This is a genomic window from Actinospica durhamensis, assembly GCF_018139695.1.
GTDB classification, from domain to species: domain Bacteria; phylum Actinomycetota; class Actinomycetes; order Streptomycetales; family Catenulisporaceae; genus Actinospica; species Actinospica durhamensis.
This window is the reverse complement of record NZ_JAGSOG010000064.1, coordinates 17,452-35,375: the sequence shown is the minus strand read 5'-3', so window position 1 is coordinate 35,375 and position 17,924 is coordinate 17,452. Positions and strand designations below refer to the sequence as shown.

General features: G+C 71.3%; 12 protein-coding genes. 10 read left to right on the top strand and 2 right to left on the bottom strand.

Translation table 11 applies throughout. The features are described from left to right. The first annotated feature begins 153 nt into the window (after positions 1-153). Complete coding sequence (locus tag KDL01_RS15260; protein WP_212529148.1) at positions 154-1,611, top strand: NsdA family TPR-like regulatory protein; 1,458 nt, start codon at positions 154-156, stop codon at positions 1,609-1,611. 108 nt (positions 1,612-1,719) lie between these two features. On the opposite strand, the gene KDL01_RS15255 is transcribed toward KDL01_RS15260, so the two are convergent. After that, a complete protein-coding gene (locus KDL01_RS15255) occupies positions 1,720-2,319 on the bottom strand; it encodes a universal stress protein (RefSeq protein WP_212529147.1) in 600 nt (199 codons plus the stop codon). A 318-nt stretch (positions 2,320-2,637) separates the two neighbouring features. Here KDL01_RS15255 and KDL01_RS15250 point away from each other — a divergent pair, with 318 nt between their 5' ends. The 4 genes from KDL01_RS15250 to KDL01_RS15235 all read left to right on the top strand — a co-directional run bounded on the left by KDL01_RS15250 (position 2,638) and on the right by KDL01_RS15235 (position 7,544). Then, the gene (locus tag KDL01_RS15250; protein WP_212529146.1) at positions 2,638-5,286 is read left to right on the top strand and encodes an ATP-binding protein; all 2,649 of its coding nucleotides are present in this window, start codon (positions 2,638-2,640) and stop codon (positions 5,284-5,286) included. Further along, complete coding sequence (locus tag KDL01_RS15245) at positions 5,283-5,984, top strand: response regulator (protein ID WP_212529145.1); 702 nt, start codon at positions 5,283-5,285, stop codon at positions 5,982-5,984. The genes KDL01_RS15250 and KDL01_RS15245 overlap by 4 nt, the downstream gene beginning before the upstream one ends. Before the next feature lie 234 nt (positions 5,985-6,218). Further along, on the top strand, positions 6,219-6,803 hold the full coding sequence (locus tag KDL01_RS15240) for a Uma2 family endonuclease (RefSeq protein ID WP_212529144.1): 585 nt from the start codon (positions 6,219-6,221) through the stop codon (positions 6,801-6,803). A gap of 72 nt (positions 6,804-6,875) precedes the next feature. Further along, a complete protein-coding gene (locus KDL01_RS15235) occupies positions 6,876-7,544 on the top strand; it encodes an HAD family hydrolase (protein WP_212529143.1) in 669 nt (222 codons plus the stop codon). Between the two features lie 282 nt (positions 7,545-7,826). Here KDL01_RS15235 and KDL01_RS15230 read toward each other — a convergent pair whose 3' ends face one another. After that, the gene (locus KDL01_RS15230; RefSeq protein ID WP_212529142.1) at positions 7,827-10,181 is read right to left on the bottom strand and encodes a glycosyl hydrolase family 18 protein; all 2,355 of its coding nucleotides are present in this window, start codon (positions 10,179-10,181) and stop codon (positions 7,827-7,829) included. Between the two features lie 949 nt (positions 10,182-11,130). Here KDL01_RS15230 and KDL01_RS15225 point away from each other — a divergent pair. From KDL01_RS15225 to KDL01_RS15205, 5 genes are all read left to right on the top strand, one after another. Beyond that, entirely contained in the window at positions 11,131-12,762 is a 1,632-nt protein-coding gene (locus KDL01_RS15225; RefSeq protein WP_212529141.1) for an NRAMP family divalent metal transporter, read from the top strand. 399 nt (positions 12,763-13,161) lie between these two features. After that, on the top strand, positions 13,162-13,872 hold the full coding sequence (locus KDL01_RS15220) for an HAD family hydrolase (RefSeq protein WP_212529140.1): 711 nt from the start codon (positions 13,162-13,164) through the stop codon (positions 13,870-13,872). 250 nt (positions 13,873-14,122) lie between these two features. Continuing rightward, positions 14,123-15,454 (top strand): GlnX family signal transduction membrane protein, encoded by a 1,332-nt coding sequence (locus KDL01_RS15215; protein ID WP_212529139.1) that lies wholly within the window; start codon positions 14,123-14,125, stop codon positions 15,452-15,454. 158 nt (positions 15,455-15,612) lie between these two features. Next, on the top strand, positions 15,613-16,602 hold the full coding sequence (locus tag KDL01_RS15210; protein ID WP_212529138.1) for a glutamate ABC transporter substrate-binding protein: 990 nt from the start codon (positions 15,613-15,615) through the stop codon (positions 16,600-16,602). Between the two features lie 58 nt (positions 16,603-16,660). After that, on the top strand, positions 16,661-17,908 hold the full coding sequence (locus KDL01_RS15205; protein ID WP_212529137.1) for a hypothetical protein: 1,248 nt from the start codon (positions 16,661-16,663) through the stop codon (positions 17,906-17,908). The last annotated feature ends 16 nt before the right edge of the window (positions 17,909-17,924 follow it).

The following is a 17,924-nucleotide window of genomic DNA, read 5'->3' as shown; positions in this document are numbered from 1 at the left end:
CCGCGGTCCCCGGAGCGCAAGTCCCCTTCGGGGATGTACGGGGGGCGCACGGTTGCACACGCACGGCGCATGAAATTCGTCTGCGTTCCCCTGTTGGGGTGGATTCGTGCAATTGCAAGATGCATGTGCGAGAGAGGCACTAACTTCCCTCATATGACCGTACAGCCGGAGGCACGGCGGCGCTCCCCGAGCGGGCAGAGCGGGCGCTCCCCGAGCGGACATAGCGACGTGGTGACGCTGCGCGAACTGCGCCGCCGCCGCTACTGGACCCAGGCCGACCTCGCGCTCGCCTTCGAAGAGCGCTCCCGCCAGGTCGGTCGCGCACTCTCGCTGTCGGTGCGGCAGGTACGCCGGTGGGAGGGCGTGGACCCGCCGCTTCCGCTGCCGGCGTATCAGGAGGTACTCGAGTCCTTGTTCGGCCTGCCGATCGAGCGCATGGGCTTTCCGGCACCGTGGCCGGGCTCCCCGCGACGGGAGTTGGACGAGGAACTCGAGTTCGTTCCAGGGGGAGCGCTTGTCGCCCGGTCGTTCGACGACGACCGAGAGAGAGCAGATCCAGTGAAAAGGCGTCAGTTCGTGGTCGGAGCCGTGGCCCTCGGCTCCGTCGCGGCAACGTGGACGGAATCGGAGTCCGCGCAGGCAGCCGCCGCGCCCAGGACGACCCCGGCCCGTCCCACCCAGTCGGCGCCGGTGCGCCGGATCACCCTTGATCCGCAGGCTGTCACCGGCTACGCGGCCATCACCGCCCAGCACCGCGCGTTGTACTGGACCGTCCCGGCCGAGACCATGGTCGAGCCGGTACGTGCGCACGTGGAGCTCGGGGCCGAGCTGATGACCGCGGCCGGGTCCTCGATGCTGCGCGCCCGGCTCGCCGCCCCGATGGCCGAGACCGCGCTGCTCGCCGCCCGCCTGGCCTTCTTCGACGTGCCAAGGCCGCCGTGCGCGACCGCGTACTTCGAGCTCTCCCGGCAGGCGGCCAAGGAGTCCGGCGATCCGGCTCTGCTCAGCGCCGTGCTCGCGCACACTGCGTTCCCTGCTGCGTTCGCGGGTGTGGCCGGGCAGGCCAGAGCCCTGATCCGGCAGGCACTCGAGTGCGGCCTGCGCGGTGGCAGCGCGGAACAGCGGTCCTGGCTCTACGCCGTGCTCTCCGAGGTGGAGTCACGGCTCGGCGACGGGCGCGCGGCCACGGACGCGATCGCGCGGGCCGAGGCCGAGCTCGGCCGGGGCGGTCCGTCGCGGCCGGAGTGGCTCGACTACTACGACGCGTCCCGGCTCAGCGGCTTCTCCGGGTTCTGCCAACTCGCCGCAGGGCGCCCGGGCCGGGCCGCCGAAGCACTCGAACACAACCTGCGCGGGCTCACCCCGGGTGCGGGGAAACAGCGTTCGATCACCCTGGCCGACCTCGCCGGAGCGCGGGCCCGCCAGGGTGAGTACGAGGAGTCCACCCGTCTGCTCGAGGCCGCGGTGGACCAGTTGGGCCGGCACTGGTACGCCGCCGGCCTCGAACGCGTCGACGCGGTGCGTCGGCGCCTGGAAGCGGGCGGCGCGCCACTGCGAATGCTCTCCTCACTCACAGAGGCGCGCCGAGCCCTCGTTCCCACCCCAGCCTGACCCTCGCCCGCACGCGCCCGGGCGCGCGCGCCCGAGATCAGCGGCCCCCTGCCTGTCCCGTCGGCATGGGGGCCGCGCCATCTCCGGCACCGGCCCCGCTCGACGGTGTCACGCCGACCGCGACGACCCCCACGGCCCCGGCGGGTCCGCGCGATCCACGGGGTTCGGACGCGCCGCCGCGGCACCCTGCCCGCACTCCTCGATCAGCCGCTCGGTGTCGCGGCGCAATCGCCGCTGCGAGGGCACGCGCACCGGGAACCGGGGCGGCGGCACGGCGATCACGGGGCAGACGGCGTGCACGAGGCAGTAGCGCGCGGTGCCGGCGTGCAGCGGATGACGCAGCCGTCCGCGGCGTCCGGCGCCGACCACCAGCAGATCGTTGAGCCGGTTCGCGGACTCCACCAGCGTGGGGCCGGCCGGACCGCGGATCACCCACGGCTCCAGGGACACGTGCCGGGGCGGCCCGCCGAGCCCCTGCTCGAACGCGTCGCGCAGGTCCTGTTCGGCCAGCTCCCGCAAGGCGTCGAGGTACGCCGGCCCGGCCGCGCGTCGCCCCGGCCGGTCGTCACCCGGCACCTGCCAGGCGAGTACCGGCACGAGCACGGCGCCGAGCACGTCGGCCTGCGCACATGCGAAGCGCAGCGCCTCGAGGCTGCCGGGCGAGCCGTCCACGCCGACGATCACTCGCCCCACGATTCTCGATGTCACCCGCCCACTCCAGCACGTCCGCGGCGGCAGGGGGAGGGGCGCTCACACCGTTTCCACGCTCCGGTCCGCGGTCTCGACGCTCGTCTCACACACCCTGCGGCACCGCGGATCCCGTCGCGCGGCGGGCCGGGCCGTCAGCCAGGTGTGGAGATAGTCCTCACGCGCGTTAGAGCGGCGTATATACGGAGTGAAGCCGCTCCCGGTGGGAGTTGCATACGTGTACCGGAGCGCGCGCGACGCACGGGGACGGCCGGCACCCGCCCGTCCCCGCCGTGGGCGTGCGCTTCGGCTCCGCCGGAAGAATGGGAAAATCATCCTGTGAGTCAGCGCGGCAAGCTCAGGGTCTACCTCGGGTCCGCCCCCGGCGTGGGCAAGACCTACAAGATGCTCGAAGAGAGCCATCGCCGAGCCGAACGCGGCTCCGACGTGGTGATCGGGTTCGTGGAGACCCACGGGCGCGAGGCGACCGCGAAGATGGCCGAGGGCCTGGAGCTGATCCCGCGCGTCACCCGGACCTACCGCGGTGTCGAGTTCGCCGAGATGGACCTGGACGCGGTGCTCGCCCGCCGCCCCCAGATAGCGGTGGTCGACGAGCTCGCGCACACGAACGTGCCCGGCGGCCTGCACGAGAAGCGCTGGCAGGACATCCTGGACCTGCTCGACGCGGGCATCGAGGTCATCACCACCGTCAACATCCAGCACCTCGAGTCGCTCAACGACGTGGTCCAGCGCATCACCGGGGTGCCGCAGCGCGAGACGGTGCCGGACGAGGTGGTGCGTGCGGCCGACCAGATCGAGCTGGTCGACATGTCGCCGGAGTCGCTGCGTCGGCGCCTCGCGCACGGCAACGTGTACGCGGCCGAGAAGATCGATGCGGCGCTGGGCAACTACTTCCGGGTCGGCAACCTCACCGCGCTGCGGGAGCTCGCGCTGCTGTGGGTCGCCGACCGGGTGGACGAGGTGCTCCAGCGGTACCGCGAGGAGCACGGCATCGGCCGGGTGTGGGAGGCCCGCGAGCGCGTGGTGATCGCGCTGCCCGGCGGCGAGGCCGGAGACCTGCTCATCCGTAGGGCCGCCCGGATCGCCGCCCGCTCGGCCGGCGGCGAACTGCTCGCCGTACACATCGCCCGTTCGGACGGCCTGGCCGCCGGTACCAGCCCGAACGCCCTGGCCGCCCAACGCCACCTGGTCGAATCCCTCGGCGGCAGCTACCACTCGATCATCGGCGACGACGTGCCGCGCGCGCTGATCGAGTTCGCCCAGGCGAAGAACGCCACCCAGCTCGTGCTCGGCACCTCCCGGCGCAGCCGGGTCAACCGGTTCCTGACCGGCCGCGGGATCGGCGAGACCGCGATCATCCTCTCCGGCGACATCGACGTGCACATGGTCACGCACCGGGAGTCGACTCCGCGCCGCCGCCGCTGGGCCCCGCCGAACCCGCTGCGCCAGGCCGAGTGGGGCACCGGCGGCAGCTGGCGGGGCGTGGCCGCCGCCCTGATCGGGCCGCCGATCCTGGCCACCGTGCTCTACAACTGGAGCCCGACGCTGCGGCTCAACCAGGCCACGGACATCCTGCTGTTCCTCACCCTGACCGTGGCCATCGCCCGGCTCGGCGGAATGCTCTCCGCGTTCGTGGCGGCGCTGTGGAGCTCGCTGCTGCTCAACTACTTCTTCGTCCCGCCGATCCACTCGATCACCATCGCCGAGGCCAACAACGCGATCGCGCTGGTCGTATTCGTGCTGGTCGGGCTGACCGTGGCCTCCGTGGTTGACCTGGCGATCAAACAGACGCGCAGCGCCGCGCACGCCTCGGCCGAGGCGGAGACGCTCAACGCCTTCGCGGTCGCGGTGCTGCGCGGGGACGAGGCGATCGCGGCGCTGCTCGAACGCTTCCGCGAGACCTTCTCCATGGCCTCGGTCAGCCTGCTCCAGCGGGTCGAATCGCAGGGCCCACGGCTGCCGGACGAGCTCGACGACCCCACCCGCTGGACCCTGGTCGCGGCCACCGGCGGCGATCCGGCCCTGAGCCCCGGCGGCGCGGACACCGTGATCGACGCCGGTCCGGGCGCGGTGCTCGCGCTGCGCGGGCGTACTCTACCGGCCGCCGACCAGCGCGTACTCGCCGCGTTCGCCGCACAGGCCACCGCCGCGATGGAGCGCCGCCGCCTGGCCCGCGAGGCGGCCACGGCGCAGACGCTGGCGGCCGCCGACAAGATGCGTACCGCGCTGCTCGCCGCCGTCTCACACGACCTGCGCACTCCACTGGCCGCCGCGAAGGCCTCGATCAGCACGCTGCGCGACCCCGACCTTGAGCTTCCGGCGCTGGACCGGGTGGAGCTGCTCGAGGCGGCCGAGGAGTCGCTCGACAAGCTCACCCGCCTGGTGGAGAACCTGCTGGACATGTCCAGGCTGCAGGCGGGCGCGCTCAAGCCGCGGCTGGAGCCCGCCGCGATCGAGGACATCGTCCCGCGCGCCATCGACGACGTCCCGGAGGCGGTCGGCCGGGTGAGGCTGGAGGTGCCCGCGCCCGGCATCCCGGACGGCCTGGTGGACGCGCCGCTGCTCGAGCGCGTCGTGGCGAACCTGGTCGGCAACGCCGTCCGGCACACCGACTCGCCGGTCTCGGTGACGGTCTCCGCGCTCGGCGACCACGTCGAGGTGCGGGTGATCGACCGCGGCCCGGGCATCCCCGAGGAGGAGTGGGACACGGTGTTCCGCCCGTTCCAGCGCTTCGGCGACCGGGACAACACCACCGGCGTCGGCCTCGGGCTCGCGCTCTCGCGCGGACTGGCCGAGACGATGGGCGGCACCCTGGTGCCCGAGGAGACGCCCGGCGGCGGCGTGACCATGGTGCTGTCCGTCCCGGCGGCCGCGGCACGCGGCTCGGGCGGCGCAGGCAGCGCCGCGGTGGAGGGCATCGAAGAACAGTCGGGATCGAGCACGAACGCACAGGAGGACACCCGATGATGCGGGTTCTGGTGGTCGACGACGAGCCGCAGCTGCTGCGTGCGCTGCGGATCAACCTCTCGGCCCGCAGATACGAGGTCGTGGTCGCCGCCGACGGCGCCTCGGCGCTGGAGGCGGCCGCCCGCCACCTGCCCGACCTGGTGATCCTCGACCTCGGTCTGCCGGACATGGACGGCACGGAGGTCATCGGCGGCCTGCGCGGCTGGACGAAGGTCCCCATCCTCGTCCTGTCCGGCCGCGCCGACGCCGCCGACAAGGTCGACGCCCTCGACGCCGGCGCGGACGACTACGTCACCAAGCCCTTCTCGATGGAGGAGCTGATGGCCCGTCTGCGCGCCCTGCAACGCCGCGCCGAAGCCGAATCCGGCGTCGACGAACCGGTGGTGCTGATCGGCCACTTCAGCGTCGACCTGTCCGCCAAGACCGTGGCCAAGCGCCCCGACGCCCCCGCCGACGCCCCCGATACGGTGCACCTGACCAAAACCGAATGGGCCGTCCTCGAAGTCCTCGTGCGCAATCCCGGCCGCCTCGTCTCCGGCAAGCAACTGCTGCAACAGGTGTGGGGCCCGGCCTATCAGTCCGAGACGAACTATCTCCGGTTCTATCTCGCGAAGCTGCGCCAGAAGCTCGAACCCGAACCCTCACACCCCAAGCAGCTGCTCACCGAGCCGGGGATGGGCTACCGCTTCCAGCCGTGACGCCGCGATTCGCGCAATGTCGGTGCGCGCGTGGAGGTGCGCAAAGGGCGTCGGATAACGGCGCCATACGGCGAAGAATCGCATTCTCCGGATTCACCCGATCGTGTATCGAATTCCGTATCATAGGAGTCGCGGCTGACGTATCGTCAATAACGTGATCGCTCGGCAGCACTGTGTGCTCGCCGAGGTGGCGGAAGCCTGCGGGCGGGACGGAGGTTGGATATCGTGAAGACCATGGCAGCCCGACGCGAACACCGGGACATGGGGGTCGAGCAGTTCGAAGCCCTTGCCGCGGACGCGGAGCGCCTTGACGGCGGTGCCCGGTACGAACTCGTACACGGGAAGCTGGGGGTCAAGGACGTGCCGGACGGGGACCACGGGGAGATCATCGCCTGGCTCATCGAGGAGTTCAGTCGCACCCGGCCGCGCTTGCGGTCGTATCCGGAGCAGCAGTTGAAGATCGAGCGCTACCGCAACGGGCGGGCCCGCCCGGATCTGCTGCTCGCCCCGCCCAATTCGTTCAAGGGCCAGGGGGATTGGCCCGCACCCGACCCGGTGGCCGCGGTGGTCGAAGTGACCTCCTTCGACCGGGATGCCCGGCAGCGCGACAGCGTCGACAAGCCGCGCGCCTACGCGGAGACGGGAATCCCGGTCTACCTGGTGGTAGACCGGATCGAGGACAAGGTGATCGTCTACAGCGATCCCGACGGGCAGGCGTATCGGAGCGTGGAGCGCGTCCCGGTCGGGCAGCAGGTTCATCTGCCCGAGCCGGTCTCGCTCACGCTGGACACCGAGCCGCTGCAGGAGTGGATCGGCTGAGGGGATCGACTGAGGCGCGGTCCGGTTGGGGGCCGGAGGAGCGCAATGGGGTCGATCGCTTAAGATCGCGGGGTGACCGAACTGCGCGCACTTGTGTTCGATTTTGACGGATTGATCCTGGATACCGAGACGCCGGAATTCGGTGCTTGGCAGGATGTGTTCGGGCAGCACGGGGTGCCGCTGGTGGCGGCGGTCTGGGCGCATGTGATCGGGTCGACGGATCACGGGTGGGACGGGACGAACGAGATCGCGCTGGCTACGGGGCTGGCGGTGGATCGGGACGAGGTGAAGGCGCGGTGGCGGGTTCGGCATGCGGAGATGCTGGCTCGGGAGGTCGTGCGGCCGGGGGTGGTGGAGCTCGTTGAGCTCGCCAAGGCGCGCGGGCTGGGCCTGGCGATCGCCTCGAGTTCGCCGCGGGCTTGGGTGCAGGGGCACTTGGAGCGGCTCGGGCTCTTCGCCGCGTTCGACGCGGTGGCCACGGGGGACGAGGTGGAGCGCACCAAGCCCGACCCGGCGCTCTACACGCTCGCCGTCCAGCGGCTCGGCGTTCCGCCTGCTTCGGCGCTGGCGCTGGAGGACTCGCCGAACGGCATCCGCGCCGCGCACGCCGCCGGGCTGCGCTGCGTGGCCGTGCCGAACGACGTCTCGCGGCATCTCGACGTCTCGGCGGCGGATCTGGTGCTGGACTCCTTGGCGGAGCTCGACCTCGACGCGCTCCCGCCGGCGAGGTCAGGGAGCTGATCGACGCCGGCGGGCCGGCCCCTGCCTCGGCGCGCCCGCCGTCCGGTGAAGCCGGTGCAGCCGGTGAAATCAGTGGGGCCAGGTCTGAATACAGGGGACTGATCCGCGGAACGGGACCGGCGCGCCTCCACTGACCAGATCGGGAATCCGGCTCCGGCGAGGTCAGGAGCTGAATACCCGAGAGCTGAATACCCGAGAGCTGAGTACCCGATGCGCGCCGCGGCCCCGGGCCACACCCAGTCGGGGGGTGGCCCGGGGCCGCGGTGTCAGGGGCTGCGCGGGCTACGGCAGGTCGCTGCCGAGGGCCTTGAGCAGGGTGCTGGACGAGTCGTCGCCTTCGAGCGAGTAGGCGAACATGCCGCCGAGCCCGTTCGCGGTGACGTACGCGGCCTTGGTGGAGATCGACTGGGCGGTGTCGCCGGTGTAGAACGAGTCCGTGGTCGGGTCGTAGATCCAGGCGGCGTCGGTGGTGCTGTCCCAGTGCTCGTCCGAGCCGGTCAGCCCGGCCGATTCGAGTTCCTTGTAGAACGCGGTGCCGGCGGTCGCGCTGTAGGAGAACGCCGAGCTCGCGCCGGTGGCCGGTTCGTAGAGGCCGTAGTCACTTCCCGCGGTCACCCCCGTCCAGCCGCGCCAGTAGAACGGCACGCCGAGGACGAGTTTGCTCGCCGGGAATCCGCCGGCGATGCCGTAGGCGCTCAGGCCCGTGGTGTAGGCGGTGATCGCGGTCTGGACGCTGTAGTCCAGGTTGCCGGGCGCGACCGGGGTGGACGGGTCGGCGGCGGCCTGGGTCATCGGGTCCTGGAAGTTGGTGGGACCGGTGCTCTCCCAGGCGCCGTGCATGTCGTAGGCCATCAGGCTGCCGTAGTCCAGGTACTGGCCGATCTGGCTGGTCTGGATCAGGCTGATCTTGTCCTGGCCGGCCGGCAGGGTCGCGGTCAGCTCGAAGTGCTTGCCGATGGTCGCGCCGTACGCGTCGAGCTCGCTGCGGAACTCGGCGAGCAGGGCGGTGAAGTTCGCGGTGTCGGCGGCGGAGTAGTGGTTGCCGGCGTGGCCGTCGGCGCTGGCCGGGTACTCCCAGTCGATGTCGATGCCGTCGAACAGGCCCGCGGCCGCCGCGGTACCGCCGGAGGGGTCGCCGGAGATGCCGGTGGTCAGGTTGCCCTTGATGAACATATTGATGCAGGAGGAGACGAAGGCCTGGCGCGAGGCCGCGGTGGCCGCGGCGTCGGAGAAGTACTTCGAGTAGGTCCAGCCGCCGATGGAGACCAGCAGCTTGATGTTCGGGTGCTTGGCCTTGAGCTCGCGCAGCTGGTTGAAGTTGCCCTTGATCGGCTGCGAGTAGACGTCACTGCTGCCGTCCACGCTGTTCGAGCTCGAGTACTCCTTCTGGTAGTCCGCGAACGCGTCGCCCGCCCCGTCGCCGGCGCTGGTGTCGCTGTCGTTGGTGTCCGCGGCCTTGATGGTCTCGAAGCACTGGTACGGCGCGGCGTCGGAGATGTTCTCGAACGCGTAGTCGATGTTGGTCAGCTCACCCGCGGCCCCGGAGTTGGCCAGGTTGCTCGGGTAGTACGAGTTGCCGTAGACGCCCCACTGGTCGAAGTACGCCGACTTCACCGGGGGAGTGGTGGCGGGCGCGGCCGGGGTGGTGGCGCTCACCGACGAGGAGGGGGCCGACTGGTGCCCCGCCACGTCGTAGCCGGAGACGGTGAAGGTGTACGCCGTGCTCGCGTTCAGGGAGCTGACGGTGACGCTCGTGCCCATGGAGGTGGCCACCACGTTGCCGCCGTTGTACACGTAGTACGCCGGGACGTCGCCGGTCTCCGAGTTGTCCGTGGACGCGGTCCAGGACAGCGTGACGGTGGAACTGGTGGTGCCGGTCACCTTCACGCTGGTCGGGGCGGTGACCACGCCGTCGCCGGCCGGGGGTGTGCCGCCGCTGCCGCTACCGGTCGAGGTCGCGGACGCGGACGCGGAGGGAGAAGCGGACGCGGAGGCCGAGGCCGAGGCGGAAGCAGAGGCAGAGGCGGACGGGGAAGCCGACGCCGATGCCGACGGAGAAGCCGAGGCGGAAGCCGAAGGGGACGCCGAAGCCGAAGCCGATGCCGAAGCCGACGGAGAAGCGGACGCCGACGTGGACGACGCCGATGCGGACGCCGACGCCGAGGAGCCCGAGCCGGCCGGTCCGGTCAGGGACAGGTCGTCGGCGTAGTAGGTCGGCTGCGCGTACCAGCCGTGGATGTACACCTGGACCGAGGTCTGCGACGAGGTGGTGGTGAACGTCGTGGTCAGCTGCTGCCAGCTGGTGGCGCTCGGCGTCCAGCTGTCGGTGCCGCCGGTGACGCCCAGGTAGACGTAGTCGCCCTCGAAGTAGCCGGAGAGGGAGTACGTGGTGCTGGGAGCGACGGTGACCGTCTGGGTGCACTGGGCGTCGTCGGAGGAGGTCGGCACGCCGGCCAGGGCGTCGCCGCCCGCGTGCACCGGCGTGGTGACCACCGAGGCGGTGCCCGTGTCACAGGTCCAGCCGGACAGGCTGCCGGCCTCGAATCCCGGATTGGTCAGCAGGTTCGCGGACGCGGCCTGCGCGCTCGCGGACAGCACGGTCACGCCCGCGGCCACCAGGCACGCGGTGGTGGCCACGGCGGCCGCAGCTCTTGTTCGTTCCCTTATGCGCACACTTCCACCTGTCTTGGGTCGAGCCGTTCGTGGGGAGGCGGGCTCGGGACGCGGGGGTCCCGTTGCGCCGAACGCTCCGGGAGGGTGTTGCGGAACAATGGACTAGACCTCTCCCGGTCGGACCCATGATTGGTGTAGACCACACCGGCGTCAAGACTCTGCGACCTTAAGCTTTCTTAGGGTTCTTAACCCGCCGGCCACCGCCCGGTCAGCACCGTGCCGTATGGAGTCCAGGCGATGGCGTATGTCCGTTACCTCCGCGTGACCAGCATCTTCACGTTTGTGCAACTGTGCAGCCGCACTTGACGTGAGGCCCTCATGAAGGGCAGACTTGGCACGGCCCGGTGAGTGTCTTGACCGCCTCTTGACTGATGTCGAGGTGGTTCAGCCCCGCCCCGGACGATCAGATCATCGGCCTGAGTACCCGTCAGACCGCGTACATCACATCAAGTCCGGAAGCCCGCGGGCTTCGCACAGGGCGCCGAGGCGCCACGGCCGAGGGGAGGCGAACGATGGAACCGAGTAGTTCCGGCCATGATACGGGCCGATCGAGACCCCGGCCCGCACACGTTCGCAAGCCCCTGACGGCCCCCCGAGTCTGACGCGCAGACACCCTCCGCGTACGGCCTCGCCGGGCTTCTTCCCGCCTGCGGCGTGCGCGTAGTCGTTCCCGAGTCCCCGTGTCGTTCCGGCACGCATCCTTCGTAGACACGCCCCCGTGGCGCTCGGCCCCCCGCAACGTCGCGGCCGCGCCCGATCGTGTCTCTCCGCCGTGCCCGCGACCGGACTCGAGCGCTCCTGCGCTTCACGCTGCCTGTTCGCACACCGTACGTTCGTCCACGTCAAGCCGAGAGCCGCTGCCTCTCTACGTACCCTGACGTGGTCGTGTGTACGGCGTGGGAGAGGACACGCCATGACCGACCTCATCACCGCGCCCGCTCGCCGTTCCGCCGTGCTCGACGACGCACACCTCGGCGACATCAAGGGCGCCTTCGGCACCATCAAGCAGGGCGACACCGCCGCACGCTCCGGCCTGTCGTCCAAGTTCAAGACCCTGCTCGCGGTCGTCGGCCCCGGCCTGATCGTGATGTGCGGGGACAACGACGCCGGGGCCTTCTCCACCTACGGCCAGTCCGGGCAGAACTACGGCACCTCGCTGCTGTGGGTGCTGCTGCTGCTCGTGCCCGTGCTCTACGTCAACCAGGAGATGGTGGTCCGGCTCGGCGTCGTCACCGGCGTCGGACACGGCAAGCTGATCCTGGAGCGCTTCGGGCGGTTCTGGGGGATCTTCAGCGTCATCGATCTCTTCCTCCTCAATGCCCTGACGCTGGTGACCGAGTTCATCGGGATCACCCTGGCGGTGGGGTATCTGGGCCTGCCCAAGGCGCCCTCGATCCTCGCAGCCGCGGTCGTGGTGATCGGCGCCGCCTCCACCGGCTCGTTCCGCCGGTTCGAGCGGGTCGCCCTCACCCTGTGCTTCGGCAGCCTGATCCTGATCCCGATCGCGCTGGCGCTGCACCCGAGCGGCGGGCAGCTCGCCTCCGGCTTCCTGGTCCCGTCCCTGCCGGGCGGCGCCGCGCAGCTGTCCACGGTGATGCTGCTGATCATCGGGCTCGTCGGCACCACCGTCGCGCCCTGGCAGCTGTTCTTCCAGCAGAGCTATGTCATCGACAAGCGGATCACCCCGCGCTTCATGAAGTACGAGAAGGCCGACCTGTGGATCGGCATCGCGGTGGTGGTGGTCGGGGCGGGCGCGATCATCGGCTTCGCCGCCGCGGCCACGGCCGGGACGCCGGCCGCCGGACACTTCACCGACGCGGCCGGACTCGCCTCGGCCATCGCGGCCAAGAGCGGGCACCTGCTCGGCATCCTGTTCGCCGTGGCCCTGCTCGACGCCTCGATCATCGGCGCCTTCGCGGTCTCGCTCTCCACCGCGTACGCGATCGGCGACACCTTCGGTGTGAACCACTCGCTGCACCGCGGGGTCAAGCAGGCCAAGGGTTTCTACGGCGTCTACGTCGCGCTGATCGCGGTGGCCGCGGGCATCGTGCTGATCCCGAACGCGCCGCTCGGCCTGATCACCAACGGCGTGCAGGCGATGGCCGGGGTACTGCTGCCCTCGGCGTCGGTGTACCTGCTGCTGCTGTGCAACGACAAGGAGGTGCTCGGGCCCTGGGTCAACGGCAGGCGCACCAACATCTTCACCTCCTGCGTGCTGGGCGTGCTGGTGACGCTCTCGGTGGTGCTGACCGCGTCGGTGATCTGGCCGGCCATCACCGCCGACCAGATCGGCGCGATCATGCTGGCGTTCCTGGCGCTCGGAGTCGTCCTCGGCGGCTCCGTGCTCACCCGACGCGGCCCGAAGCCCGCGCCGATCGACCGCACCGGGGCCGAGGACTGGCGGATGCCGCCGCTCTCCGAGCTCGGCCAGACCCGGCTCTCGGCCGGCAAGCGCATCGCGATGGGCTCGCTGCGCAGCTATCTGGTGATCTCCTCGCTTCTGGTCGTGGTGAAGGTGGTGGAGCTGAGCATCGCCGGGCACTGAGACGCGGCGGCGCGGCGGCGCGAGGACGGCGGCGGCGCGATTCGGGCGAGCACCGTCCGAACCGCCGCCGCGGCCCCGTCGCCCGCCTACGCACGGCACCCCCGCGGTTGCACACGGACAGAAACTGACACTGTGTCAGTATTCGGCTACGCTGGCGATCCCCGCACCCCCTCCGGGCTGCGGGGATTGCCTTTTCCTTACGCATGAAACCCTTCCGCGCGGTGACAGGGCTTTGTAGGGTCGCCGTGGCGTCGCGCGGTTCTCAGTGCGGAGGACAGACGACGTGTTCTCACTCATTCGGGTAAAACCCGGCGGCAGGGCGAGGTGCCCGGTTACGCTGCCGCAAGCGGTCCTGCGGCACATGCGGGTGCATGTGCACGGCATGGAAGGAGAACGTGCGTGAACTCCCCCCACGACTTCGGTAGAGCTCTTCCCCTCCCGCGCTCGCCGCTCATCGACGCGGTGGTCTTCGACGTCGGAGAGACCCTGGTCGACGAGAGCGTCGAGTACCACGGCTGGGCCGACTGGCTGGGCGTGCCCCGGCACACCTTCTCGGCCGTCTTCGGCGCGGTGATCGGCTCCGGCCGCGGCCACCTGGACGTGTTCGAGTACTTCAAGCCCGGCTTCGACCTCGCCGCCGAGCGCCGGGCCAGGGCCGAGGCCGGTCGGCCGGAGGGATACGGCGAACGGGACCTGTACCCGGACGCGCGGCCCGTCCTGGCCGCCCTGCAGCAGGCCGGGTATCTGGTCGTCATCGCGGCCAACCAGACCCGCAGCTCGCACCGGGTGCTCGAGGCGCTCCGGCTGCCGGTGGACCGGGTCACCACCTCGGACACCTGGGGCATCAGCAAGCCCGATCCGCGGTTCTTCGCCAAGGTCATCGAGACCTGTGACGAACTGCGTCCCGGCATCGAGGCCGGACGCGTGATGTACGTCGGCGACCGGCTCGACAACGACCTGCGCCCGGCCTGGGAGGCCGGCCTGCGCACCGCCCACGTGCGCCGTGGCCCGTGGGGGTATGTCCACGCCGAGGATCCGGACCTGCAGGCCAAGGCGGACCTGCGGATGGACTCGCTGAGCGAGTTGCCCGCGCTGCTCGCCGAGCTTTAGGGCGGGGCCCACACCCGGCCCCCTCGCCGTCGACCCGTCGACCATCCGACCCGTCGATCCGGCGCCCCCTCGACCCGCCGGCGCCCTCGCGCCTGCCGGCCACCGTAACGATTGACCAACGGCCGAATACGGCTCCGTATACGGTCGGCGCCGCCGTGGCCGGAACCGACTATGGTGGAACTCCGGTGCGGGGTCGGTCGTTCGACTCCGCGCCAGGTCCGCAAGGTGGTCGAGGGCGAGGGGGCGTCAGGTGGCTGTGGCGACGGCGCAGCGGCATACGGGGACGGGGGCCGGGACGGCTCCGCCGGAGCGCGCGCCGGGCGGGCGGATGGAGAGCCCGCACCGGCTGTGGATCATGCTGCTCGCGGCCGTGATCGCGGTGCTGCTGGCCGGCTGCGTGGCCGCGACCGGCCTGTCCGGGCGGCAGTCCACCGCCGAGCACACCGCGCAGGCCACCGAGGCGCTCTACGGCGAGGTCCAGGACCTGTCCTACAACCTCGCCGACGCGAACGCGACGGCCGCCACCGCGCTGCTGATCGGCCAGGTCACCCCGAAGCCGTTCACCGACCGGTTCGGCTCCGACATCACCCAGGTCGAGGACCTGCTCTCGGCCGCCTCGCAGCGGGTGACCGGGGACGCGACCGCCTCACACCAGCTGAAGCTGCTCGCCGAGCAGGTGCCTGAGTACTCCCAGTGGGTGGGTCAGGCGCTGGCCAACAACCGGTTCGGATACCCGGTGGCCGGCGCCTACCTGAGACAGGCCTCGGCGATGCTCACCGGCGAGATGGTGCCCGAGGTGGACACGGTCATCACCGAGGAGAAGAACGCCACAGAGAACGGCATGTCCTCCGCCTCCGGCACCGACTGGCTCACCGTCGGCGTGTGCGTACTCGCCCTGGCGATGCTGGTCCTGGTGGGCTCGCGGCTCGCGCGCTCGACCAAGCGGCGGATGAACCTGGGCGTGGCGGCGGCGAAGCTGGCCGTGCTGGTGCTGCTGGGCTGGACCTTCACGGCCGCGGTCGGCAGCTCGAACGCGGCCTCCACCGCCCGCGGCGACTTCGACCTGATCGTGCAGACGCAGGTCGGGGCGTCGCAGCTGGCGACGTCGGAGGCCTACGTCGCGCTGCAGCAGATCGACCGCGGCGAGGACGGCGGCAAGGACCAGCAGCGGTCCACCGCGGCCCTCGCCGCACTCGGCCCGGTGACCTCCGCCCAGTTCCAGGCCGCCACTGGTGAAACCGAGGCGTCGATGGCCGCCGCCACGGACATCAAGGCCATGGTCAGCTGCGGCGAGGCCGCGATCAACCAGGCGGGCGCCGGGAACTACGCGCAGGCGATCATCACCACGGTGGGCAGCGGGAGCGATGTGGGGCAGGGCGGGTGTGAGCCGGATGCCCAGCACGTGCGCGACGATCTGAGCGCACTGACCGGGCAGAGCCAGGGGCACTACGACACCGACATGGCGAGTGTGAGCTCCGCCTACGCGGGCGGCGGCGCGCTGGAGCTGCCGCTGGCGCTGGGCCTGCTCGGCGCGGTCGCGGCGGCCTGGGGGATCAACCGGCGGTTGGCGGAGTACCGATGAGGGGGAGCGCGATGAGGGGACAGCGGCCGGATGGGCGGCCCGGACTCAGTGGGCTGATCGCGAGCGGCGGCGCAGGGCTCGGCGACGCCGGATCCGGCCGTGCGCGGCCGACCGGCACCGCCCCGCGGCCCGGCCGAGGACGCGCGGTCCGACGGCGTATGGTCCGACGGCGATCGGCGTGGCTGTGCGCGCTCGCGCTGGCGGCCGTGACGGCGAGCGCGTGCAGTGCGGGCACGGACATGGTCGGGGCGCAGCCCCCGGCTCCGACGGTCGGCTTCGGCTCCGTCGCGCCCTCCACCTCGAGCACGGGCGGATCCGGCGGTGCGAGCACGGCGCCGACCTGCGACGCCACGGCTTCCTCGCTCGCGCCGACGGCGGCCGCGGCCAACGGCCCGGACGTCACGGCGATCAAGAATCAGGGCTATATCAGGGTGGGCGTGTCGGCCGACCAGTACCTCACCGGGTACCTCAACTCCGCGGGCCACGAAGAGGGCTTCGACATCGACCTGGCCGACGCCCTCGGCCAGGCGCTCTTCGGTACCCCGAAGAAGGTCCAGTTCGTCGCGCTCAGCACCGCGGACCGGATACCCGACCTGCGGGCGAGTGCCGCGACCCGCAAGGTCGACGTCGTCATCGACACCATGACCATCAACTGCGCCCGGCTCCTGCAGGTCGGCTTCTCCGCCGTCTACTACACGGCCTCGCAGAAGCTCCTGGTGGACAAGAAGCCCGACGGAACGCCGTCCTACACGTCCATCGCGCAGCTCGCCGGGAAGAAGGTGTGCGCGCAGTCCGGGTCCACTTCGATCGCGGCGATCCAGGCCGCGAAGGCGACGGCGATGGAGGTCACCAACGTGACCGACTGCCTGGTGCTGCTGCAGGAGAACACGGTCCAGGCCATCTCCACCGACGACACCCTGCTGGCCGGCCTGGCCAAGCAGGACCCGAACGTCACCGTGGTCGGCGTGGGGCTCGAGCCCGAGCCCTACGGCATCGCCGTGCCCCCGAATGAGAAGGACCTCGAGGAGTACATCAACGGCGTGCTCGCGCAGTACGAGTCCGACGGCGGCTGGGCGGCGTCCTACGCGAAGTGGTTCGGCCCCAGCCTGGGTCCTGCGCAACCGCCGGCTGCGCAATACTCGGACTGAGCAGCCACCGCGTCGCGCACGGAGCCGACGCCCGACACTCGCACGAGCCCGAGGACGCATGCCGCAGCACGGATTCAACCCCCAGGCTCCGCTCACCCGGGAAGCGGTGGACGCGGAGCTCGAACGCCTGCGCGCCGACGCCGGGCGGGTCTCCGACGCCCTGGTGGAGCTGACCGAGTACAACGCCTACAAGCTGCTCGAGAGCGCCCCGCTGTCCGGACTCACGGCCGAGCGCTGGCAGCGGGTGAGCGGGAAGATCGCCGCGCTCTGGGACGACTTCACGGCGTATCAGGACGTGCTCAACCGCGCCTCGGAGATCCGCGGCCGCCGGGTCAAGCCGCGCCCGGAGGAGCTGGCCGCGATCTCCCGGCTGCTGCGCGGGGAGTCGATCACGCTGTCCACCAAGTCGGTGGCGCTGTCCGAACGCACCCTGCTCGGGCCGGCCACCGTCTCGGTCACGGCCACCCTGGCCCAGACCCTGGACCGGATGAACACCGAGTACCAGCTGGCCGCGGACTTCATCGCCCAGGCCGAGCTGGCCTGGAACCGCCTGTTCGCCGCGGCCGACCCGGTCCAGGAGCGCCTCAAGGCCCTGATCACCACGGCCCGGGAGATGGGCGAGCGCTCGGTGACCACCGCGGTGGCCGGGCTCGGTGACGGCTACGCCGCACTGCGCCGGGAGGTGTTCGCCGACCCGCTGGGGCTGTCCGCGGCCGGCTCCACCTTCGCCGGGCGGCTGGCCGAGATCGACCGCCAGATCGGCGAGCTGGCCGAGGCCGCCGCGTACCAGGCCGACCTGCGCGCCGACTACCAGCGCGGGACCGAGCAGTTGCGCCGGCTGATCGAGCGGATCGACGAGGTCGAAGGCGCCCAGCGCTCCGCCTCCGCCTCGGTGCGCGAACGGATCCTGATCCAGTCGCTGCCCGCCTTCACCCTCCAGGCCCCGGCGCTGCGGGCCCGGCTCTGCGCCCTGGACGCGCTGCGCGACCAGGGCCAGTGGGCGCGGCTGGCCGCCGAGGCCGAACTGCTCGGCGACGCCCTCGACGCGGCCCTGGCCGAGGCCACCCGGATCTGGCGGCTGATCGCCGGACTGCTGGAGCGGCGCGAGGAACTGCGCGGCCGGCTCTCGGCCTACCGGGTGCGGGCGGCGCGTCGGGGCGCGGCGGAGAGCCAGCCCCTTGAGGCGTACTATCAAACCGCGCGCGAGCTGCTGTGGAGCAGGCCCTGCGATCTCGCCGCGGCCACCCGCGCGCTGGCGGTGTATCAGAAGGCGGTGCTGGCGCTGGACGGGGCGCCGCCGCGATGAACCCGGCGCCGGGGTG